General features: G+C 53.3%; 22 protein-coding genes. 7 read left to right on the plus strand and 15 right to left on the minus strand.

The features are described 5' to 3' along the window. Positions 1-20: 20 nt before the first annotated feature. From EDM60_RS26410 to EDM60_RS26430, 5 genes are all read right to left on the minus strand, one after another. A complete protein-coding gene (locus EDM60_RS26410; RefSeq protein WP_122966621.1) occupies positions 21-797 on the minus strand; it encodes an HAD-IIB family hydrolase in 777 nt (258 codons plus the stop codon). Between the two features lie 121 nt (positions 798-918). Continuing rightward, positions 919-2,298, minus strand: coding sequence for a MocR-like pyridoxine biosynthesis transcription factor PdxR (pdxR, locus tag EDM60_RS26415; RefSeq protein ID WP_122966622.1), 1,380 nt, complete (start codon positions 2,296-2,298; stop codon positions 919-921). Between the two features lie 247 nt (positions 2,299-2,545). Next, positions 2,546-3,574 (minus strand): NADH:flavin oxidoreductase/NADH oxidase, encoded by a 1,029-nt coding sequence (locus tag EDM60_RS26420; RefSeq protein ID WP_063229408.1) that lies wholly within the window; start codon positions 3,572-3,574, stop codon positions 2,546-2,548. A 713-nt stretch (positions 3,575-4,287) separates the two neighbouring features. Continuing rightward, positions 4,288-5,391, minus strand: a complete 1,104-nt coding sequence (locus EDM60_RS26425; protein ID WP_122966623.1) for a citrate synthase/methylcitrate synthase — start codon at positions 5,389-5,391, stop codon at positions 4,288-4,290. Between the two features lie 120 nt (positions 5,392-5,511). Next, positions 5,512-6,426, minus strand: a complete 915-nt coding sequence (locus EDM60_RS26430; protein ID WP_122966624.1) for a LysR family transcriptional regulator — start codon at positions 6,424-6,426, stop codon at positions 5,512-5,514. Between the two features lie 261 nt (positions 6,427-6,687). Between EDM60_RS26430 and EDM60_RS26435 the strand changes: the two genes are divergently transcribed. Beyond that, a complete protein-coding gene (locus EDM60_RS26435) occupies positions 6,688-8,334 on the plus strand; it encodes a DUF6583 family protein (protein WP_122966625.1) in 1,647 nt (548 codons plus the stop codon). 63 nt (positions 8,335-8,397) lie between these two features. Here the strand turns inward: EDM60_RS26435 and EDM60_RS26440 are convergent, their stop codons facing one another. From EDM60_RS26440 to EDM60_RS26450, 3 genes are all read right to left on the minus strand, one after another. Then, positions 8,398-8,844, minus strand: coding sequence for a metal-dependent hydrolase (locus EDM60_RS26440; RefSeq protein ID WP_229049798.1), 447 nt, complete (start codon positions 8,842-8,844; stop codon positions 8,398-8,400). A gap of 52 nt (positions 8,845-8,896) precedes the next feature. Continuing rightward, positions 8,897-9,259: a cupin domain-containing protein gene (locus EDM60_RS26445; protein ID WP_122966626.1), complete on the minus strand. Its 363-nt coding sequence runs from the start codon at positions 9,257-9,259 to the stop codon at positions 8,897-8,899. A gap of 83 nt (positions 9,260-9,342) precedes the next feature. Continuing rightward, positions 9,343-11,166, minus strand: coding sequence for an SgrR family transcriptional regulator (locus tag EDM60_RS26450; protein WP_233454139.1), 1,824 nt, complete (start codon positions 11,164-11,166; stop codon positions 9,343-9,345). Between the two features lie 120 nt (positions 11,167-11,286). Between EDM60_RS26450 and EDM60_RS26455 the strand changes: the two genes are divergently transcribed. After that, complete coding sequence (locus EDM60_RS26455) at positions 11,287-12,474, plus strand: MFS transporter (RefSeq protein WP_229049797.1); 1,188 nt, start codon at positions 11,287-11,289, stop codon at positions 12,472-12,474. A 135-nt stretch (positions 12,475-12,609) separates the two neighbouring features. Here the strand turns inward: EDM60_RS26455 and EDM60_RS26460 are convergent, their stop codons facing one another. The 5 genes from EDM60_RS26460 to EDM60_RS26480 form a co-directional block, all read right to left on the minus strand. After that, on the minus strand, positions 12,610-14,298 hold the full coding sequence (locus EDM60_RS26460) for a methyl-accepting chemotaxis protein (RefSeq protein ID WP_122966629.1): 1,689 nt from the start codon (positions 14,296-14,298) through the stop codon (positions 12,610-12,612). 190 nt (positions 14,299-14,488) lie between these two features. After that, positions 14,489-15,070 (minus strand): ATP-dependent Clp endopeptidase proteolytic subunit ClpP, encoded by a 582-nt coding sequence (clpP, locus tag EDM60_RS26465; protein WP_122966630.1) that lies wholly within the window; start codon positions 15,068-15,070, stop codon positions 14,489-14,491. Positions 15,071-15,100: 30 nt separating this feature from the next. Further along, positions 15,101-15,355 carry a hypothetical protein gene (locus EDM60_RS26470; protein WP_122966631.1) on the minus strand — a complete coding sequence of 85 codons (255 nt, stop codon included), beginning with the start codon at positions 15,353-15,355 and terminating at the stop codon, positions 15,101-15,103. Further along, positions 15,352-15,945: a winged helix-turn-helix domain-containing protein gene (locus EDM60_RS26475; RefSeq protein WP_122966632.1), complete on the minus strand. Its 594-nt coding sequence runs from the start codon at positions 15,943-15,945 to the stop codon at positions 15,352-15,354. The genes EDM60_RS26470 and EDM60_RS26475 overlap by 4 nt, the downstream gene beginning before the upstream one ends. Positions 15,946-16,105: 160 nt before the next feature. Then, positions 16,106-16,864 (minus strand): MBL fold metallo-hydrolase, encoded by a 759-nt coding sequence (locus tag EDM60_RS26480; protein WP_122966633.1) that lies wholly within the window; start codon positions 16,862-16,864, stop codon positions 16,106-16,108. Between the two features lie 123 nt (positions 16,865-16,987). Between EDM60_RS26480 and EDM60_RS26485 the strand changes: the two genes are divergently transcribed. From EDM60_RS26485 to EDM60_RS29505, 3 genes are all read left to right on the plus strand, one after another. After that, on the plus strand, positions 16,988-17,401 hold the full coding sequence (locus EDM60_RS26485) for an Lrp/AsnC family transcriptional regulator (RefSeq protein ID WP_122966634.1): 414 nt from the start codon (positions 16,988-16,990) through the stop codon (positions 17,399-17,401). A gap of 107 nt (positions 17,402-17,508) precedes the next feature. Continuing rightward, on the plus strand, positions 17,509-17,790 hold the full coding sequence (locus EDM60_RS26490; protein WP_217365824.1) for a hypothetical protein: 282 nt from the start codon (positions 17,509-17,511) through the stop codon (positions 17,788-17,790). 26 nt (positions 17,791-17,816) lie between these two features. Continuing rightward, on the plus strand, positions 17,817-17,951 hold the full coding sequence (locus EDM60_RS29505) for a hypothetical protein (protein ID WP_255679197.1): 135 nt from the start codon (positions 17,817-17,819) through the stop codon (positions 17,949-17,951). A 166-nt stretch (positions 17,952-18,117) separates the two neighbouring features. On the opposite strand, the gene EDM60_RS26495 is transcribed toward EDM60_RS29505, so the two are convergent. Beyond that, a complete protein-coding gene (locus tag EDM60_RS26495) occupies positions 18,118-18,426 on the minus strand; it encodes a cupin domain-containing protein (RefSeq protein WP_063229484.1) in 309 nt (102 codons plus the stop codon). Positions 18,427-18,725: 299 nt separating this feature from the next. On the opposite strand from EDM60_RS26495, the gene EDM60_RS26500 reads away from it, so the two are divergent. Together EDM60_RS26500 and EDM60_RS26505 are read left to right on the plus strand one after the other, a co-directional pair. Further along, positions 18,726-19,892, plus strand: coding sequence for a cation:proton antiporter (locus tag EDM60_RS26500; protein WP_122966635.1), 1,167 nt, complete (start codon positions 18,726-18,728; stop codon positions 19,890-19,892). A gap of 117 nt (positions 19,893-20,009) precedes the next feature. After that, positions 20,010-21,149: a glycerate kinase gene (locus tag EDM60_RS26505; RefSeq protein ID WP_122966636.1), complete on the plus strand. Its 1,140-nt coding sequence runs from the start codon at positions 20,010-20,012 to the stop codon at positions 21,147-21,149. Positions 21,150-21,336: 187 nt separating this feature from the next. Here the strand turns inward: EDM60_RS26505 and rpmG are convergent, their stop codons facing one another. Next, on the minus strand, positions 21,337-21,486 hold the full coding sequence (gene rpmG / locus EDM60_RS26515; protein ID WP_063229390.1) for a 50S ribosomal protein L33: 150 nt from the start codon (positions 21,484-21,486) through the stop codon (positions 21,337-21,339). Positions 21,487-21,504: the final 18 nt, after the last annotated feature.

The raw sequence follows: 21,504 nt of genomic DNA on the forward strand, positions 1-21,504 counted from the left end.
CTTCCATTCCCCTCCTCAATTTAATACGTCCGAGCAGGCTTGTACGCCACGCTCAGTTCCTGAATTTTGGAAACAATCACACTCTCGACCTGGCTGTCCACCGCGATTTTTTCAGTCGCCAGCGGCACGAGCGGCTCGTACTCGCCAATCAGGACACTGTGCTGCGCCTGTTCGAAAAGCGGCAAGTCGTTCATGTCATTGCCAAAACAAATGAATGGTTCATCCTGCGGGGCAAACCACTCCAGGGCAGCGAGCTTGTTGACACCCCGGCAGGTGAGATCGAGAATGTCCTCTGCGGAATGGTGGTGCATGGTGACGTCGAGTTCCTTCAGTCTTGCCGCCAGCTCTTTCGTCCGGTCTGCCGATAAAATCAAGATTTTCAAAACGGCATCCAGCTGATCGAAGTCGATGCGGCTAGCTTTGCGCCCACAGTCGATATTGCGCATGACCGGGTGAGCTTCTGTGCAGTTATGAGCGTAATCCCACTTGTCATCAATCAAAAACTGCGCTTGATGATCAGCCAGGATACGAATGATTTCTGTTGCCAACTGGCCGGGAATCGCCGTGTAGCTCTGCAACCGTCCCTGATGATAAGTCATGGCTCCATTCGCCCCGATCAGAAGATGGTTGGCAAACCGCTCATCCAAAACCGGCAGCATATCCCGGCACGGCCTGGCGGAAGCAAACCCTACGGTGTGGCCTTCCTGCTCCAGTTCAAGCAGACAATCCAGAATGCTCTTGGAGATAGGCTGCCCCTTGAAGCAGATCGTCCCATCCAAGTCGAAAATAAACCTCATCTGCTCCCTGTCCCCCTTTACTCTATCGCTTTCATATGTATCATCATAGAGTGCAAGAAGCCCTCTCTTGAAGGGACAGATTTCACAAAATGACCGGGTCAGATTCGCAAAAAGCGGCTTTTTACCCGAACCAGGCAGCAGCCAACTGCCGGATGCCCGCCTCGATTTCTTGTTCGTTCAAAGCCCCGTACCCGAGCAGAAACGACGGGTATTCCCGGATGTCCTGCACCCAGTACCTCGCTGTCCCGTACACTTTTACCCCGTTTCGCAAAGCGCGCTCCATCCACTCTGCTTCGCTGCCTTTTTCCTTAACGGTCAAAAACGCGTGCAGCCCTGTGTCCTTTCCTTGCACGTCCACGCGTTCCCCCATCCAGCGGGAGACAGCTTGAAGAAAAGCTTGCCGCTTGTCTGCATAGCTTTTGCGCATAGCCTGCACGTGCCTGTGCCAAAAGCCGTCGGACAAATACGCGGACAATGTCAGCTGATCCAGTCTGGCGACGGGCTGATCGTATTCCGGCACACGCTGGTAAAAGCGCGACAAAAGATCATAGGGGAGCACCATGTAACTCAGATTGCAAACAGGCAGCAACGCTTTGGACAGCCTGCCGATGTAGACCACTTTTTGCGGAGACAAGCTTTGGATCGCAGGAAGGAAGCTCTCTTCGTACTTGAACTCCCACTCATAGTCATCTTCCACGATATAGGCGCTGGTTTGTGCCCATTCGATCAGCTCGGTTCTTTTTTCAAGCGGCATCACAAGCTTGTTGATGAACTGCTGGGACGGGCTGACGTACATGACGGTTGCCTTGCTGCTCAGAAGCTCTGGTATGGAGACGCCGTCCGCGCCTACCGTGATGCCCCGGACTTGATAGCCTCCGTTGACAAACGTGTTTCGCGCGCCGTCATAGCCAGGGTTCTCCACGCCAATGATCTGTTTCTCCCTGTCCAGAAGCTGTACCAAAACGGAAACGAGCTGCTGGGGAGTAGCTCCGACGACAATCTGCTCCGGGGTCGCCATGACTTTGCGCGTCTCGTGCAACAGCTTTGCCAGTTCTTTTCGCAGCTCGAACTCGCCCTGGTCCTGACCCTCTACCATGTAGCGCTGCTGGTGGTCGGCAATCACCCGGTTGCGCAGCTTGCTCCACTGCTGAAACGGGAAAGCTCCCAATTCGATATTGCCGTAGCGAAAATCCGTATGAATGTTCAAAGGAGCTGCCTCTGTCGTGCTTGGAGTGTGCCTGGTCGCAGGGGCTTCCGCCTTGTAGACGACCTGATATCCCTTTTTCGGCATGCTGCTGACATAGCCCTCGGACATCAATAACTGGTACGCGACTTCTACCGTATTTTTGCTGACGCCAAGCGACTGCGCGCAACTGCGAATGGAAGGGAGAAATTCCCCGTGCCGGACTTGTCCGTTCACGATTTCGTCTCTTAGATGGTGATACATTTGCGTAAAAAGCGGTTCTTTATCGGTAAACCGGATCGTCGAAAATTCTCGCAAAAACTACCGTCTCCTTTCGGCCGTACTTTGTGCATTAGTCTATCACAGAAGCTGACTCTTCTCGACGCAGGATCGTTTTGTGTGAGGGCGTCTGCTTTTTTGAGCCTGTCTTTTCCGCACCTGTCAGATATGTGAAGCTGCGCTGTTGCAGGGATGATCTTTTGGCATGCAAAAAAGCAACCTCTCTGTCTGCGAATCACGAATCGCGAATCGGCAGCAAGAAAGGTTGCTTTGTTTTTAGGAGTGATTAAAATGCACGCGCGTATTGCTTTGGCGCGTCAAGCTCGTCGGCGGACAGCTCGCGGATGGCGTGAAGCGCCCAGTACGGATCGCGCAGCATGCCGCGTCCGACAGCTACCAAATCCGTGTCGCCATTGCCGATCGACGCTTCTGCCAGCCTCGGATCGTCGAGGTTGCCGACTGCAATCACCGGAACATCCAATGCCTGCTTGATCGCGCGGGCAAGCGGCACCTGATATCCTGGATGGATTCCCGGACGTCCGCCTGAACCGATCGGACCTTCGCCGCCACTCGACAAATGGAAAATGTCCACGCCCGCTTCTTTATATCTACGGGACAGCTCTGTGCTGTACTCCAGGCCATAACCGCCATCTACATATTCTACCGCGGAAATCCGCATGATCAGCGGCATGTCTTCCGGGATCACTTCTTTGATCGCCTTGATGATTTCTACGCCGAACAGCGCTTTGTCCCGTCCGTATTCATCGTCCCGCAAATTCGTCAGTGGCGAGTGGAACTGATGGATCAAGTATCCGTGCGCACCGTGGATTTCAATCGTGTCCACTCCCGCTTCCACTGCGCGTCTCGCTGCCTCCTGGAACTTGACGACCATCGCTTTGACTTCTTCTGTCGTCAGTGCCCGTGGCGTTTTGTAGCGAGAGCCAGGGAAAGGAACCGCAGATGCCGAGACAGGTACTTCGGCGTCCTCCGCTTTGCGGCCAGCGTGAGCAATCTGGATGCCGATTTTCGCGCCGTACTTGTGTACCTCGGAGATAATGCGCTTGTATGCCGGAATCTGCTCATCGGACCACAGGCCGAGGTCGAAGTTGGAAATGCGGCCATCCGGTTCCACATCTGTCATCTCTACGATGATCAAGCCTGTACCTCCTACTGCGCGAGACACGTAATGGACAAAATGCCAGTCGGTCGGCGTTCCGTCTTGCGCTTCCACGGAGTATTGGCACATAGGCGGCATCACTACGCGATTTTTCAAAGTGAGTCCTTTGAATTGAAACGGGGTAGACAACAGAGCCATTGATTCCACTCCTTACTTTTTTTCATTATCATGCCAAAAGTTAGCGACCTCTGCAATCCCCCTGCTGCACTTTCGGGTGGTGGAGTTGCAGATTAAGCGGAAAAGCTGGGTTGGGGGCGTGCTTGGGAGCTGGTGGTGATCGGCGGGAGTTTCAAGGAAAAATGCCAAATACGAAAAGCTTGCTTGGGTTTGACCTTCGTAGTCTGCTTCATCGGTACTTCAGGCGTAGCGAGGAAAGAGGCTGGTGAGTTCGACGTCAGTTTCAAAAAAAAACATGAAAACAGATTAAGGCTTTTCTTGAAGAAGATTGCTGTATGCGACTCTTTCATGCAAAAAGCTCGTTGCTGCCTGCATTAGATTTTCCGCCCCTGATCAACTTTCAAAAATCACTCCCCGACCAAAGCCTAACGTTGGCCGAGGAAACAGGAGAAACAAGCAGCAGGGCTTTCGGGCTCCTACCCAGCCGGAGGCGAAAAAGGAAAACGGCCTTTAAGCGGCAACGTGAATCCACTTCTCCGAACAAACTGCTTTTGACGCGGTTTTCCTGTTTCACCGCAGGCGGCCAGTTTAAGCTCCCCGCAAGAGGCCAGGTGCCCTGCTGCGGTTTCTCCTGTTTCCTCCCTCCACTACAGCTTCGCTCAACACCCACCTGGATTTTTCAGCAAAAAAAGCCATCCGCAACAACGGATAGCTTTTGTAAAAGGCAACGTCTATTATTCCGGCATCGAGCCGATGTAATTCGATTGCGGGCGAATGATGCGGTTTTTCGCAGCCTGCTCCAAAATATGAGCGCTCCAGCCAACCACGCGGCTCACGGCAAAAGTCGGAGTGAACAAGTTCTCATCCAACCCAACCGCGCGCATGACCGCAGCGGCGAAGAACTCCACGTTTGTGTTCAGCTTGCGGCCCGGTTTGTACTCGTCCAGCAGTTGCAAACCGACCTTTTCCACATGTGTCGCCAGGTCGAACCACGGATCGTCCGCCGACAGCTCGGAAGCCACCACGCGCAAAGCTGTTGCACGCGGGTCGATCGTTTTGTAGACGCGATGACCGAAGCCCATCAGGCGGCCGCCGCTTTCCAGCTTGCTGCGCAGCCACGGCTCCGCATTTTCCTTCGTGCCAATCGCTTCGATCATCTCCGTTACTTCCGACGGAGCGCCGCCGTGCAGAGGACCTTTTAAAGCCCCGATGGCTGCCACAATCGAAGAAATCAGGTCAGACTCGGTTGAACCGACGACACGGCCAGCAAAAGTAGAAGCGTTCATGCCATGCTCCTGCGTCAAAATCAGGTACGCATCCAGCGCACGAACATGAGCCGAGTTCGGCTTCTCGCCTTTTAGCATGTACAAATAGTTCGCCGTGTGATCAAGCTCCGGGCTAGGGGAGATCGGCTCGCGGCCTTCCAGACAGGCGAAGCGATACGCTACGATTGTAGGCATTTTCGCAGCCAGCGCAATCACCTCGTCAATCGTTGGCGGGAAGCCTTGGGAGGAGCTGCCCAGCGCGGAAACGCCTGTGCGCAGCACACTCATCATATCGACATCTGCCGGGATCAGCTTCAAAATTCCTTTGACATGCTCTGGCAGTTCGCGGTTTGCTTTCAATTTATTCTTTAATTCCGTCAGCTCCTGCTCGCTTGGCAAATGGCCGAACCAGAGCAAGTGCGCTACTTCTTCAAACGTGTGGTGAATAGCCAGATCGCGCGCCCAATAGCCGCGGTATACGAGCAATCCGTTGATTCCATCTACCAGGCTCAGGTCTGTCTCCGCTACGGCGATTCCTTCCAGACCGATTGCCAAAGGATGTTGTTTTGTCATGATCGCCACTCCTTTTTCTTCTCTTTTCCCTTCAGTATATCGATTATTAATATGGAAGGGAAATAAAAGAAAAACCCGTTATCAATCACATTTTATAATCATTTGGCCCTTTGCTCCCCCCTACTGCCTTCCCCCTTGCACAACCGAAGGCATCGGCGGATAGAGCGCCTGCAAAATCTCCATGAAATGCTTGGCTGGCTCGCTAATTCCCACTTTCGGCACGAGCAGGTAAGAAGCCACCTTTGGCAGCACAAGCCCCGGCGTCGGCAGCTCGATAAAGCGATTTTCAAACAAATCCCGACTGACAGCCGACCGGGGCAAAAAAGACACGCCAAGCCCGTCTTCAATGAAGCGTTTGGTGATGTCCACCTGCGATACCGCCATCGTGCGCAAAGCAAGTCCTCTCTGGCGCAAAAGCAGCAGCAAATCGTCCCAGTAGCCCGGGTGATTGTGGGTCAGCAAACGGTTCGCCTGCACTTCCTGCTCCCAATCAGGCAAAGGAGCATCCATGTCGCCTCCGCTATGCGGTACAGCGAACACCACCGGATCTTCATACAGCAAGTACGTATCCAGCTGAAACTCGCCTGGCACCATCCGGGTCAGTCCCAAATCAGCCTGTCCACTCTGCACGAGCGGGCCGATCTCCACCGATTCGGCAATTTTGATCGAAATGTCTACATCCGGATATTGCTTGGTGAAACGGTGGAGCAGATGGGAGAAGCGGGCGCGGGCAATAATCGGCGAGACAGCCAGATGAAGCTTCTCCCGGTATCCTTGCCGCCACGCCTGCAAATCTTCCATGCTGTGGTGCCACTGTTCCAAAAGACCTTTTGCATGCGGCAGATAGCGCTTGCCCGCTGCCGTCAGCCTGACGCGTTTCCCAACCCGTTCAAACAGCTTGATCCCCAATTCCTTCTCCAGTTGTCGAATATGCTGGCTGACCGTTGGCTGGGCGATAAACAACGCCTCAGCTGTCTGATGAAAATTTTCTGTTGTAGCCGCTACCAAAAACGTCTGCAGCACGCGAAAGTCCACACAATCTCCTCCTATCCATCCCCTTGTCTCTGTAGCCCGAAAAGCCGTCTGCCTTACCTGTTGTCGATTAGACAAGCTGTCCAGGGTGAAAAATTGGAACAAACACTTATATTTTTGGGTCTTTCTTCCTCATTTTTGAAAAAATTTACTGGAAATCACTTTCATCCTTCCCCCTTATGGTACAATACAAAATCGAGTGCGAAAAACCATTTACAGTTCGTACGCAAAAAAAAGAGAGAGTGTTACAAAGGGGAGGAACTCATGGAAACCACTACAAACGTGAACCCGCCACGCAAAAGCTCCAAAAAACCGCTGCTGATTGCGGGAGCAGCTGCTGTCGTTATTTTGGGCGGGCTCGGAACGGCCTACGCCAAATTCGACTTGTTCAAAAGCGCAAAAACGATCTACCTGCAATCGGAAGCGGAGAGCATGATGAAGTTCTCGTCCAACGTTTCCAAGGCTTATGGGGAATACGAAGAGTACATGAAGCCATATCTGGAAAAGCCTGTGCACTCCACAACCGAACTGTCTGATATTGCGATAGATGCTACAATCCCAGACCCGCAAGCACAAAAAATTCTCGATCTGCTGAAGAGCGCGAAAGTCGTCATGCAAAGCAACATCGACGAGCAAAAGCACCAGCAGCAAGGGAATCTCGAAGTTCATCTGAAAGACAAGAAGCTGGCTACGATTGAGTACTTCATGAACGACTCGCAGTTTGGCTTCCGTCTGCCTGATTTTTACTCGAAATACGGCTACATGGACTTGAAAGACCGCGATGCCCTCAAGCAAAAATACGGTCAAGAGATGCCTAAGCGTTTCCTCACCTATCGCGAACTGATGGAAGCAGTCCGCTTCAACCAGGATGAAGTGAAAAGCGTGCTGACTCCGTATGCTTTGCTGTACGCAGATTCGATCAAGGACACGCAAGTAGCAATCAACAAGGATGCTTCCTTCTCGGAAGAAGGCTTCAAGGAAAGCGCTCGTGAAATCACTGTGACCTTTACCGAAGAAGAGGCAAAAGCGCTCGCAACCAAGCTGGCAGAAAAAGCGAAAGCGGACACGAAGCTGTTTGATCTGATCTACACCCGCTACCACAACGTCGCTACCTTGATGGCTGACAGCGGTTATGTGGTAGATGAAGTTTCCAAAGAAGAGTTCAAGAAAGACTACGATCAAGGCTTCGATGACTTGCTGAAAGACATTAGCGACAGCTCTACAGCGAGCAAGGAACAAGTGAAAATGGTCGTGCTCGTAGACGGCGATCACCAAATCTTGTCCCGCAAACTGATGTTTACTGGGGAAGACAACAAACAGGAAAACCTGTTCTTCTCAAGCACCGCTTACCAAAAAGGCGCGGACAGCTACTATCGCTTCGCCATCCACAACCCGGAAGATCCGAAAAACGGCGAAGTATCCTACACGTACAAAGCGACTGAGCAAAGCGGCAAAACAAACGGCAAGCTGAATCTCCTGGTAAAAGAGAACGAGCAGCCAGCGCTTGATCTGTCGACAACATTTGAAACCGTCAAAGAAGGCAAAAAAGTAGACGGCAAGTACGATTTCGCAGTCGTTCTGGCAGACGAATACTCCGAGCCGATCGCTCTGAGCGGGAACGTCACTGTATCCGAGACATCTACAGATGCCGGGCGCGATTCCGACGCCAGCGTGAAAATCAACTTTGACCAGGCGACTCCAGACATGCCAAAAGGTATCAGCCTGAAAATGAAGTCCAAGCAAGAATTTGGCAAAGCGCTGGAAATTCCAGCCATGACAGCTGACAATGCCCTCAACCTGGCAACCATGACCGATGAGCAAATGATGGAAGTCCAACAAGAGGCAGGAGCCGCAGCAGAAAAATTCATGGCGGAAAACGCCGAGCTGGTCCAACAATTCATGATGCCATAAGCATCGCAACTGCGAGAATAAAAAGAACCTTGTCCACTGTGAAGTGCGGCAAGGTTCTTTTTCTTACATATATCCCATGTAGATGATGTAGACGATCGCCGCATAAAAGACGAGACGATCTACGGTACCATAAAGCGCGCGCGACAGGCGCACACCTACCCAGCCCATTCGCAGCGGCCAAAACAGCTGAATACGCCCCACCAGCATGTCGCTGATCAGGTGCGAAAGCAATCCCCACAAGGCCGCCCAGCCCTCCGGGGAATCGCCCCAAAAAGCAGCCGGAAGCAGCAAAATGACCCACGAATGCGTCAGCGTCCGGTGCCCAAGCCCTTTTTGCAGCATTTTGGACACAGGGCCCAGGAAATGCCCCAGCTTGCTTCTCGCCTGATCGATATCTGGCACCAGCGCCATCGTGGCACCGATTACGCTCCCCTTCCAGGAAGGGTACGCCCAGTATCCCGCGATTGCGCCAAGGAGCATATGTGTCTTCCACGTCATTTCTTTTTTCACACCGACTTTCTCAAGATGATCTTCCTCGTGCATGTGGAGTTGGCGTGAACCATTATGCTTCCAACAACGTCATGAAGCTGTCGGGATCAAGCTCCTCTCCCTCGATCACGATCGCTGTCATCCCAGACTCTGTTCCCGATTCGTGACCCTCGCCCGCCTGCCAAAAAGCCGCCTGGCCCGCCTGAATCGGAATCCGCTCGTCATCCTCTCCCCGCACCCAGCCCTCTCCGTTGACCACGAGAAAGAGCTGCGGGCAAACAGCCGGATGATAGCCTACTACCCCGCCGGCTTTTACATGAATACAGCCGATAGACACAGCGTCTTTCGTACGCAAAATGCGGGAAAACACCGCGCCGACAGAATCAAAACGCTCGATCTCTCTCCCAGCTTGTTCGTCAAATCGGAATCGTCTCATCGTCTCTCCCCCATTTTTCGCACTGAACTCCTATCTTATCGCAATCGCCACATTCGTGACAGACTCTGTTTCGGCGCTCTCCGTCATTCTGCTGCGGCGACATGCGCCTGTTTGAACCAGATGTCCTTGTAATTGGCTTGGCCCAGCGCATTTAACGAGACTCCGGCAAGTGCCGAGTGGTAAACCGAATGCTGCCTTGTATGGTACAAAAACAGCAGAGCGCACTGCTCGGCCAGCAGCATCTCGATACGCCGCAGCCTCCTTTGCTGCCCTTCCTCGCCCTGTCCCTCCGCCAAAAGCTCCAGTTCACGATCAATCCGCTCGCGCAAGGCCGGATTCCACAAGTTCCGGGCAAAGCTGATGTCCGAGCGAAAAAACTCGACCATCCCCAAAATCCACTGCTCATCAAAAACCTCTCCCGCCAAAACGAGATCGGCTTGAAGCAATACCTCCGGCTTTTTCAACGTTTCAATCGGCACAATCGTCACATCGACGTGGACACCATACTCTATCAGCTGTTGCTGCACCCACTCGACGTTGTTTTCATTGCCCGCGCCTTCGTATGTATACAGCTTCAAGCGCTCTCCCCTATAACCGCTGTCCTTTACGGCAGCCTGTTTTTCCTCGCGGCTTCCCGCTGCCAGAGCGGGTTCGATCCCCGGAACTTCCGGAAAAAAGCTGTAGGCCCGCCCGTAGCGGTTTCCTTTCAGTTCGGCAATCATCTGCTTGCGCGAGAGGATGCTATCCACAGCCTGACGAAAAGCGCGGTTTTGCTGCGGGCCTTGCCGATTCAGGTTAAACGCAAGGTAAGTAGCCCCTCGCTCCACTTGCTTCAACTCCTGCCAGCTGCCCAGCGGCTTCGGCATGCTCCAGGCTGTCTGGAAATGGACTTCTTTTTCCGTAGCAAAAAATTTCTCGCTGCGCTTGTCAAATTGCGGCACTACCCAGATTTCCACCCGATCCAAGTGTGCTCGTCCCTGAAAATAAGCGGGAAATGCCTCCAGAACAAACTGTTGCTCATCATTCGTCACCAGCCGAAAAGGCCCGCTTCCGACTGGCAAGCGACTGAACTCCTCGCCTTTTTGCTGCACCATGTCCACCGGAACGATGGACAGACGATCCGAAGCGAGACAGGCAGGCAGCAGCCGATTGGGCCGTCTTAGCCGGATGTGCAAAACGTTGGCGCCAAGAGCCGCCATTCGCTCCACATCTTCAAGCATCCAGCGATACGGCGATCCCGTCTGAGGATCAGCCACCCGCTCCAATGTCCGAACTACATCCTGCGCGGTCAACTCCCGCCCGTGATGAAACAAGACTCCTTTTCGCAAATAAAAGGTCCACTCCGTCCCTGCCGCATTCGTCTCCCAATGATGAGCCAAACGCGGCTTGTAGGCATGTTCCTTAGCATCGTAGCTGATCAGCGTATCGAAAATTTGCCTGACCATGTGCGACTCTGTGCGTCTGTTCACAAAAGCCGGGTCAAGACGGGGAATCGTTCTGTAAAAAGACATGCGCAGCGTGTCCAATGTCCGCTCTTCGACAATTTGACTGTGAAAGCCGAATTGCCCGGAGAGCCAGTCAAAAAAGCGTTCCCTGCCCCCGGCAGGAAGACGGGACTCTTGCAGCAACTGCATAGCCCGCTCCAGATCGCCTTGCTCAATCTGGGCTTTGGCGAGCGGCATGACAATCTGCTCGACACTGCGCAAAAAGACAAGCTGCGAGCCGATTCCCCGCCCTCTGCCCGGCGTCCATTCGATCCAGCCTTGTTCGACCAGCTGCTTGATGATTTTTTTGACGTTGCGTTCCGTACAGCACAAAATCTCCGCCAGCTCGTGAAGCGTAATCGCTTGCGCTTCGCCCTCCTGCCTGTTGGCAAAATGTTGGCGCAAGCGCAAGTAATGATACACAATCTGCAAAGTTGCCTCACTTCTTTCTGTAAAAAGGGGAACTGCCTCTGCTACTACTCTACCCTTTTTCTTCCCCTTTTTCCAACTACAATGGAGAACGAAAAGGGGGTTTTGATTTTCATGCCGATCTGGCGCAATCGACCGTTTCTCATCTTGTTTTGCACGTCCACACTGCTTGCTTGCGGCAGCAAAGTATACGAACTGGCCCTGCCGCTCATTTTGTACGACATGACGCAGTCAGCCATAGCGATGACCACGATGAAAAGCATCGAGTTTTTGCCCAACCTGCTGCTCGCCATGTTCATTGGCGTATGGGTCGACCGCTTTTCGAAAAAGCGCTGGTCGCAATGGATGGTCTTCGGGCAAATGGTGCTGCTGTTTTCACTGTACGCCTTGTCCGCGGCTGGGCACGCCCAGGTCATTCACTACTACATCGCCGGATTTTTTCTGATGGCGTTCAACTACGGCTTTCAAAATGCAAGGGTGAGCATGATCAAGCAAGTCGTGCCTACGCCGCTGCTCACCGCGGCAAATGCCCGTTTTTCGTTCATGAGCACGTTCATTGAAATTATGGGCCCGGCGATTACCGGATTTATTTTGCTGCTGTCCAGTCTGTACTCAGGGCTTCTGATCACAGGCGTAGCCTATATGCTCGCTTTCATCGCGATCTCGTTCCTGGAAAAAGCCGATCCACCTGCTGCGCAAAAAGCCGGGTTCTGGCAGGAGCTAAAAGCTGGCTGGGCCGAGCTGTTGAGCAATAAACCGCTTTGGCATATCACGCTGCTCGTCATTTTTCTCAACGCGACTTCCGGCATGTACGACGCCATGATCATTTTCTTTGCCAAAGATCATTTGCGTCTCGATACTTCTACATTGGGGCTGGTCTTGTCTGTCGCCGGGCTTGGCGGCTTGATCGGCAGCTCCATCGTCGCTCCGCTGCGGCGGCGCTTTCCGCTCGGGAAAATGATGGGCGTAACGATTTTGTCACTCGGCTTCTCCTCTCTGCTCATGGTCTTCGCCAACAGTACGTGGCTGCTCTGCCTGTCCCTGTTTCTCACCGGGCTGATCGCTACGATTGAAAATGTCTGTATCTGGACGTTTCGCCAGGAGACTACGCCCGCCCATCTGATCGGGCGGATTAGCGGCATTACCGGCTCGATTTTCAAGCTGGGAATCGTCTTCTCTATCTTCGGCTCCGGCTTCATGACGGTATCGATCGGCCCGTGGGCAGTCTTTCTTGTCGCTGCTCTCGGCAACATGCTGATCTTTCTCGTCTACCGCAAGCTGTCCTTGTGGCGGCTGGCCTGATCCGGCAATCACCGCACTCTCGCTTTATGTGGCAAAGAAAAAGCCACTTGCAGTTTTTTCGTGCCTGCAAGTGGCTTTGCATCTTCGCGCATGGTGTTTCGCTGCACGACAGCATTCCATTTGGTATCCTAGCCTTTATGCTTTGAAGCGGCTGATCATCTTCTCCAAATCCTCCGCCAAATTGGCGAGAGAAGCAGCCGAGGAATGAATTTCCTGCATGGAGGCAAGCTGCTGTTCTGTCGCCGCAGATACGTCCAAAGTCCGGCTGACAGCGGTGTGCGTGACGGAAGCGACCAGCTCCATCGACGCTGCGACTTTTCCCGTGCTCTCTGTCAAGGTACGCGAGGCTTCCGAAACGCTCTCCACGTCTTTTGCCACACTGACAACCGCATCGCGGATGTGCGAAAAGACTTCGCCCGCCGTCGCGACACCTTCCATCCCCGCTGCCACCTCGTCCGAGCCTTTTTGCATCGACGTTACTGCATCAAGTGTCTCTGCGCGTATGGCGCTAACCAGCTGGGTGATTTCCTGTGCGGACGCGGACGCCTGCTCAGCCAGCTTTCTCACCTCATCTGCGACTACCGCAAAGCCTCTGCCTTGCTCACCCGCCCGGGCCGCTTCGATGGCCGCATTGAGCGCGAGCAAATTGGTTTGACCTGCGATTTGCGTGATCACCTCGACAATTTGCCCAATCTGCTCCGAGCGGCTGCCCAGCCCGCTGACCGCATGAGCCAGTTGCTGCATCGTTTCACCGACGCCGTTCATCTGTTCTACCGCAAGCTGAATCGTCCGGGTTCCTCCCGTCGCCAGCTCCGAGGCGTTCAGTGCCGCAGCCGAGACATTTTGCGCACGCGCAGCGATTTGTCTGATGCCTGCGGTCATCTCCTGCACTTCCTTGTCGCCCTCTTCCACTTGATGCGCCTGCACATCTGCGCCTGTAGCCATTTCCTGGATCGTTTCCGCGATTTGCTCGGTTGCCTTGCTAGTCTGCTCCGAGCTGGCCGTCAACTGCTCTGCCGCAGCCGCTACTTGCTGGGCGTGCCCGCGAATCTGGGAAATGAGCGTGCGCAGATTGGCCAGCATCCGGTTAAAGGACGCAGCCAACTCGCCGATCTCGTCTTTGGAGGACACCGTCAGCTCCTTCGTCAGATCGCCTTCCCCATCTGCTATGGCAGCCAACTGCTCGTTAACGCGATTGAGCGGACGAATGATCGCCCGAATCAACAGTCCGCCAATGACGACAGCTACAAGAACTCCTGCGACACTAAAAGCAATCTGGATGTTGACGGACACGACTTCCCGTTCACGCAGCGACTGATCGTCGGCTTCTTTTTCCCGGCGAACATCCTCCATGAGCGTGCTTACCGTCGAATCAAGCTTCTTTCGCGCTTGCCGCTCCAATCCAAAATGATAGACCATCGATTCTTCCCGTCTGCCTTCGTCCAAAGCTGCCACGGCCTTGTCGCTTGCGGCCAAGTACCCTTGATAAAGTTTCTTCGCTTCTTGCAGCGTTGCTTTTTGCTGCTCCGTAATATCCTCGTACTCGTCCAGCTTTTGAAACAGCGCTTCGATTTTGCCTGCTTTCTCCTTCAACTCCTTGCGATACTCTTCATCGCCCGTGAGCACATAGCCGCGCTCGTCATTGTTTCGACCTGTGAGGGTAAACTGCATCTCGCGCAAATCGGTCAGGAACTCTCCGTCGTCGAGCATCTCCTCATAGGCAGATTTCAGTTGTTGCATATGAATGTACATATATGAGCCTGAGCTGAACATAACGGCCAAAATCAGGCTGAAAGCTAGAATGAATTTGGTTCTGATTTTCAAAAGAGTGCCTCCTCTTGTCGAAATGAATGTGATCATGTCGAAAATACTCGGATACCACCCTTTTTCTTTCCCTGTCCTTTTCCTCTTTAAACCAGGCTAAAAAAATATACGCATGTTTAGGGGCAAACGAAAAAGGCATCCTCGAAAACTAAGTTCCGAAGATGCCTCTGCGTCTATGTTTTACAAGCTTTTACAGCTTTTCAATGACTTTATCGATGATCCCATACTCAAGCGCTTCGGCGGCGGACATGAAGTAGTCGCGGTCGGCATCCTTTTCGATCTGCTCAACCGACTTGCCTGTACGCTGGGCAATGATCGAGTAAAGCAGATTCCGATGCTTCATGATCCGCTCGGCAGCGATTTTAATATCGCTCGCCTGTCCCTGCGTGCCGCCCCATGGCTGGTGAATCATGACCTCTGCATTCGGCAGGGCGTAGCGTTTGCCGGGCGCTCCTGCCACCAGCAGCATCGCTCCCATCGAAGCAGCCATACCTGTGCAGATGGTGGATACGTCGGGCGCCACGAATTGCATGGTGTCGATGATCGCCATTCCCGCTGTCACCGAGCCGCCGGGGGAGTTGATGTACAAATGAATGTCTTTTTTCGGGTCCTCTGCCGCAAGAAACAGCAACTGGGCCACAATTGCATTTGCTACCTGATCATCAATGGCGCTGCCGAGAAAAATAATGCGATCTTTCAGCAGACGGGAGTAAATATCGTACGAACGCTCGCCATAACTCGTCTGCTCAACGACTACCGGAATCAAATTCATGCCAAACCCTCCTTTATATCCTTTAGGCTTTTAGGCTGCCATGCTCATGCGCACGGACTGTGGCGGTACAGCCGCAGCCTTGCTTTTGCCAAACCCGGATGACACCTGAGTGATTACAGCAGGCTGGTCGCTCGAACCGATCGTCCACTCTGTCACTGCTGCTTCCCGTTCCACGTTGTTGCCGTTTGCCGGAAGCATGATGACGTTGTCTGCCTTCGGTTCGACCCGTCTTTCCCACACAACGACTGGTCTTGCTTTTACAGGCGCTGAAGCCTCTGCCTTCATGACGGCTCGCCTCCTTCTTTGGGATACACCGCGAGAATGACCTGATACGTCTCCTGTGCACTTGTCTTCGTCTGATACTTTTTGACGAGCTGATTGACGAGCTGCACGTATTCCTCGACAAAAGCTGCCCGCTGCTCCTCGCTGGCGAGGCGAATGCTCGTATCGAGCGTGGCACTCGGAATTTCTTTTTCCTGATCCGAGCGTTCCAGCAAAGCGAGGGCATCCCGCTTGATCCGCTCAGCCGTCTGGATCAAGTGCGACAAAGCTCCCTGATCCTTCATCTGCTGCACGGTGTCGTTAGCCCAGTTCAGCCCTTCGGAGAGCACGTACGTGCGAGCTATCGCCAAATACAGCACTTCAACCAGATTGCGGACCTGCCGACTCCCTACGCGCCTGACCAGCCCGACCTTTTCCAAAGCTTTCAGGTGATAATTCACCCGCTGTGGAATCTCGTTGATTCCCCGCGCTACTTCCGCCGCTGAAGCAGGCTCCGCCAATCGGCTCAAAATCTCGGCCCTGAGCGGATTCAACAACGCCATCGCCTGCTCGGGCGTTTCGACGATATACGTTTCCAGCTGTTCGTGCGCCACAACAACACCTCATGACATTAATCATTTACGTAAAAATAGTTTATTACGTGACAACTCGTTTGTCAAATGCTGGCCAAGCCCGAATTTGCTCGCAGACGAAAAAGCAGCTCCGCCCGTCAGCGAAGCTGCTTCCTTTTTCGATCACACCTTACCTCACAGGTCACAGGTGTGCAACGATCTCCCCGTCATTCGGCACAAGGACGCGTTTTTGCAGTTTGTGCTCGCCCAAAAACTCGCGAAGCTCGCTGCGCGACAACAGGCAGTGATTCCACGTCTCCATGTGGGCTACCAGCACGTGACTATCCGGTGCGGCTGCCGCCACAGATGCTATGTCCTCTTTTGTCATCGTGATCGGATCGCCCGCCAAAAACCTTGCCGCCCCGGCGAACACGACGATGGCATCTGGCGAGAACCGTTGAATCGTCTGCCCTACCTCGTCGCACCAGATCGTATCTCCTGCCATGTACAAGGTCGGTTCGCCAGGGGCTTGCAGGACAAAACCGGAAACTGGCCCCATCGCTTTTCCGATCTCGCCTGTCCCGTGCTGCCCGGCTGTCCGATTCAGGCGAATCCCTTGCCAATCATGTTCGTCCTTGATGGCGGTAACCTGTGAAAATCCTTGTTGCAGCAGCATTTCCTCGTCTGGCTGCTGGCAGAACACAGGTAAATTCCGTGGCAACAGGCTCATCGCTTTTTCGTCCAAATGATCGCGATGCGTATGGGTAATCACAATCGCGTCAACTCCTGCCAGCACTTCTTCCACAGAAAAAGGCAGGTCGACCAAAGGATTTGCCCGCTGATTCGGCGTATTCGGTACAGCAGGCAGCTCCCCGGCATCGCTGAACATCGGGTCGATCAAAAACGTGCGGCCGCCGTAAGCCACTTTCAATGTGGCGTGTCTAACAAGTTGAATGTGCATCTCTTCACTGTCCTCCAGTCCCGATCGTATAATAGAAATGAGCTTGCTTTTATTGTAAAAAACAAACGCCTCTTCCCGCGAAACAAATACAGCGCCCCACTTTCACCGTGAAAGGAGATTTCCATGCCAGACCAAACCGACCTCGCCATTTTGGCCTTGCTGCGCCAAAACAGCCGCCTTTTGTGGAAAGACATCGGCGAACAGGTGCATTTGAGCGGACAAGCCGTCGGCAACCGCATTCGCCGCATGGAGGAACAGGGTATTATTACCGGCTACACTACACTCGTGGATGAAACAAAGCTGGCTCCGTCCCTCACTGCCATGGTCACCATGTTCATGAAGACGACCGATCATACGAGCTTTACTCGCTTCGTCGCCTCCCGCAGCGAAGTTCTCGAAGCGCATCGCATCAGCGGAGAAGGCTGTTATACGATGAAAATCAACGTCCCTGACCAGTCCGCCCTCAACCGCTTTTTGGATGATCTCCTGCCCTTCGGCAACTATCGCGTCAACCTGTCTATCGGCAAAATCAAATAATCGGATCATTGGCAATGGAATCAATCCCCCTGCTTTTTAGGGTTGCTGGAATATGTGAACAGGAGTAGAATGATGGATACGAAAGGAGGAGGATCGCCGTGGAAGATATGCTGCTGCTGTTTTCACTGGATGATTTCTTCGCCTTGCTCGCCCTCCTTGTGGGTTGCTTCACGTCCGGCTTTTGCCTGAGACGTTGTGACCACCCGCAATTGCAGGCGTTTCGTTGGAGCACGAGCGACAGCTATCAACCCTCCATCAATCCTTGCTCGGTTGAAACTTATCCGATGGCAGCAAGGCAACCGCTGCGCTTCCGCATCATTCGGCGGATTCAGCACGCGAATGGCGACAAGGATACATACATCTCCCTTTTTTTGGATCGCACGGCTTGAACCACATCCAAAAGGAGGTAGATCTTATGATCGCCAAATATATCGGAGAAGTTTTGTTGTTCGTCGTCGGTTTGCCTATCTTCGCTTACCAAACCGGAGAAAGCTTGCACGCTTTGGCAGACGCATTCGCACAAATGTCCGATTTCGTTAACTGGAAATAAACGTGTCCGCTAGTGGGCAACGATACAAAAAGACCTGGCCGTCCTGCGACAGTCAGGTCTTTTTCTGCGGAAAAAACCTCGGCGTATTTCGTAAACGCAGATGTGCCCGCATGCAGCAGCATCTTGTCCTTCAAAAAAAAGGAGCGCTTGGTCATGACCACTTGTGTTACTTGGTATGAATGCGGTCGCCTCGCGTTGTCGGCTGGGAAATGACCAGAAATTCCACGTCTGCGCTACTCTCGTTTTTCATCTGATGCTTGGCCCCCGGAGGTACTTCTACCCCTTCCTGGACGCCAATCTCATACCGAACGCCTTCTACTTCAAGTACGGCCTGTCCACAGAGCACGAAAAAAAATTGCCGGGAACGCTCATGATAATGGCGCACCTCCGCCGTATTGGCTGGCATTCGCTCAAAAATGACGCTCAAATCCTGGCCTTTGACCAGATGCCAACCGTCGCAATTGTCGCCCCACATGTAATGCTCGGCATTGTGCTTGCTCACTTTTAGCGTATCGTTTGCCTGTTCCGCCACTGACTTTCCCCCTGTTTTTTACTTTCCATGATGACATGCCCGCAGTCTTGCTGCCACTGTTTCTTTACTTTTTCTCCCCGTTATGTTAAAATGTAATTGTATCGCAAATGAATATTCGTTTCGTTTATGGAGGAGCCTGTCATCATAGGGTTCTTTTTGTCTTTTTTTAGCTGACAAAAAGAAAAACCCCTTGATTACGGGCTCTTTTTGTTTTTTTTCAAAAAGATAAAGGGGGAAACCACATGCTTATTTTTCAGCTGGCTGTCATCTTGATCGCCTCCAAAATCGCCGGTGACATCAGTGTGCGCCTGGGACAGCCGTCCGTTTTGGGGAAGTTGCTCATCGGTATCGTTCTCGGCCCTACTGTTCTCGGGCTTGTCACTGACACGGAAATTTTGAAAGAAATCAGCCAGATCGGGGTCATTCTGCTCATGTTCATCGCGGGTTTGGAAACCGATATAGACGAGTTCAAGCGCACCGCCAAATCCTCCACCAGTGTAGGTGTGGCGGGCATCATCGCCCCTTTGGCTCTCGGGTATGTAGCCGGAATCACGATGGGACTATCCTCGATCGAATCGGTCTTCTTGGGACTCTTGCTCTCCGCAACCAGCGTGAGTATTTCCGTCCAAACGCTGAAAGAACTGGGCAAGCTAAAATCCAGGGAAGGCGCGACCATCATGGGTGCTGCTGTGATTGACGACGTTCTTGTCATTTTGGCCCTCGCCTTTTTGATGAGCTTTGCGGGCGGCGACGTCAACCTGGGAATGGTCGTTTTGAAAAAGGTCGCGTTTTTCGCCGTCGTCATTCTCCTGTCGTGGAAAGTGGTTCCATGGGTTCTGCGTAAATTCGCGCCGTTGCAAGTAACCGAATCCGTCATTTCCGCCGCCCTGATTATTTGTTTCCTGTTTGCCTACTTTGCCGAGTATACAGGTGTAGCCGCGATCATCGGCTCCTATATCGCTGGTGTGGCAATCAGCCTGACCACGTACAAGGAAGAAGTTACGCACAAGGTGGAAACGATCAGCTACGCGGTATTCGTTCCGGTCTTTTTCACCTCGATCGGGGTAACTGCGCAGTTTTCCGGTATTGTGGAAAATCTGTGGCTGATCGTCATCTTGAGTGTCATCGCCATTGTCTCCAAGCTCGTTGGCGGTGCCCTTGGCGCCAAAATGACCGGGTTCCCCTGGAAAAATTCAATGGCAATCGGAGCGGCCATGGTATCGCGGGGCGAAGTGGCGCTGATTATCGCCGCCATCGGGTTGGAAAACAATCTGCTGACAGACGATATGTTTGCCGTCTTGATCGTCGTTGTTCTTTTGACGACGATTGTTACCCCGCCGATGATGAAGTGGTTTTTTGCCGACAAGGACGGACAGGAAGAAAAGCTGTTGATGAAAAAGAATGCGTAACGACAAAAAAACAGGCTGCTCCGCGTCACGCGACGCCGGGGCAGCTTTTTTCATCGGCAGACGTTTCTTTGGCGAGTCGTTTCGGCTTATCATGAAGAAAAAAGGAGGGTGTCCCGCATGAAAGTCGTCATCGCCCCCGATTCTTTCAAAGGAAGTCTCACGGCCAAGCAAGCAGGTGAAGCGATTCGCGCAGGGGTACAACGCGCCTGCCCCCAAGCCGAAGTTATCGTCTCGCCCATGGCAGACGGCGGCGAAGGAACCATGCAGTGCCTCGTTGATGCCACCAATGGCACAGTTTTGACTGCGCAGGCCATGGACCCGCTCGGACGCACGATTGCAGCCCAGTTCGGCATTCTTGGCGACGGCGTGACCTGCGTCATCGAGCTTGCCTCAGCATCTGGTCTGTATCTCATCGCCAAAGACGAACGCAATCCGCTGCTCACTACTACATACGGCTTCGGCCAGCTGATTTTGGCGGGACTCGATCACGGGTGCCGACGCTTTATTCTCGGACTCGGCGGCAGCGCGACCAACGATGGCGGTGCCGGAATGCTGCAAGCTTTGGGCTACAGGCTGCTCGATGCAAACAATCAGCCGCTTGCTTTTGGCGGCGGCGAGCTTTCGCGGCTATCGCATATCGACGACAGCGACAAAGACAAACGGCTGGATGCGTGCCAATTTGTCATCGCCTGCGATGTCGACAATCCGTTTGTCGGTCCAAACGGTGCTTCCCGCGTATTTGGCCCGCAAAAAGGCGCCACCCCGCAAATGGTTCTCGCACTGGACGAGCATTTGCGGCATTTTGCCGACGTGATCAAACAAACGACTGGCACCGCCATTCACGACTTGCCCGGGACAGGAGCGGCAGGCGGCGTGGCAGGGGCGCTTTTGGCTTTTCTCGGCGGCAAGCTGCAATCCGGGATTCAGATCGTCATGGAAACGACCCGGCTCGCTCTCGCCATGGACGGAGCCGATCTCGTCATCAGCGGAGAAGGCCAGGTCGATTTTCAAACAGCGCAAGGCAAGACACCATGCGGCGTAGCACAGCTCGCGCAGCAATGCGGCATTCCTGTCATCGTGCTGGCAGGCTCTGTCGGGGAAGGCATAGAAGCTTTGTACGAAAAAGGCGTTACCGCTGTCATCGGGATCACCAACAAGCCGATGACGCTGGATGAAGCCATGCAGAATGGCGCTTCCCTGTTGGAACAAGCCGCTGAGCAAGTCATGCGCGTCTACGCCTTGGGCAAAAACGGCTGAAACCGTCCGGCCCGTGGCTGGTTCACACTGTTTGCAACTTCCTTCCATTCTTCAGCAAAAAAGCCCTCCCTCGCCTGCGAAGGATCGGTCCGGAACTGACCTGATTTTCGCAGCATGAGAAAGGGCTTTTTTTCATGAAATGGGATGTGGCCGCTTGCGGTCAACAAAACGGTCATGACCGCTTTGTTTACTTCGTCTCCCGGTGCAGCGTATGGCGTTTCAGGCGAGGCGAATATTTTTTCAGCTCCAGCCGCTCTGGATGCGTTCTTTTGTTTTTGGTCGTGATGTAGTTCCGATCTCCTGTTTCCGTACACTGCAAAGTAATGTTTACGCGCATGTGACGCTCCTCCTTTTT

This window comes from Brevibacillus parabrevis (genome assembly GCF_003710905.1).
Classification (GTDB): domain Bacteria; phylum Bacillota; class Bacilli; order Brevibacillales; family Brevibacillaceae; genus Brevibacillus; species Brevibacillus parabrevis.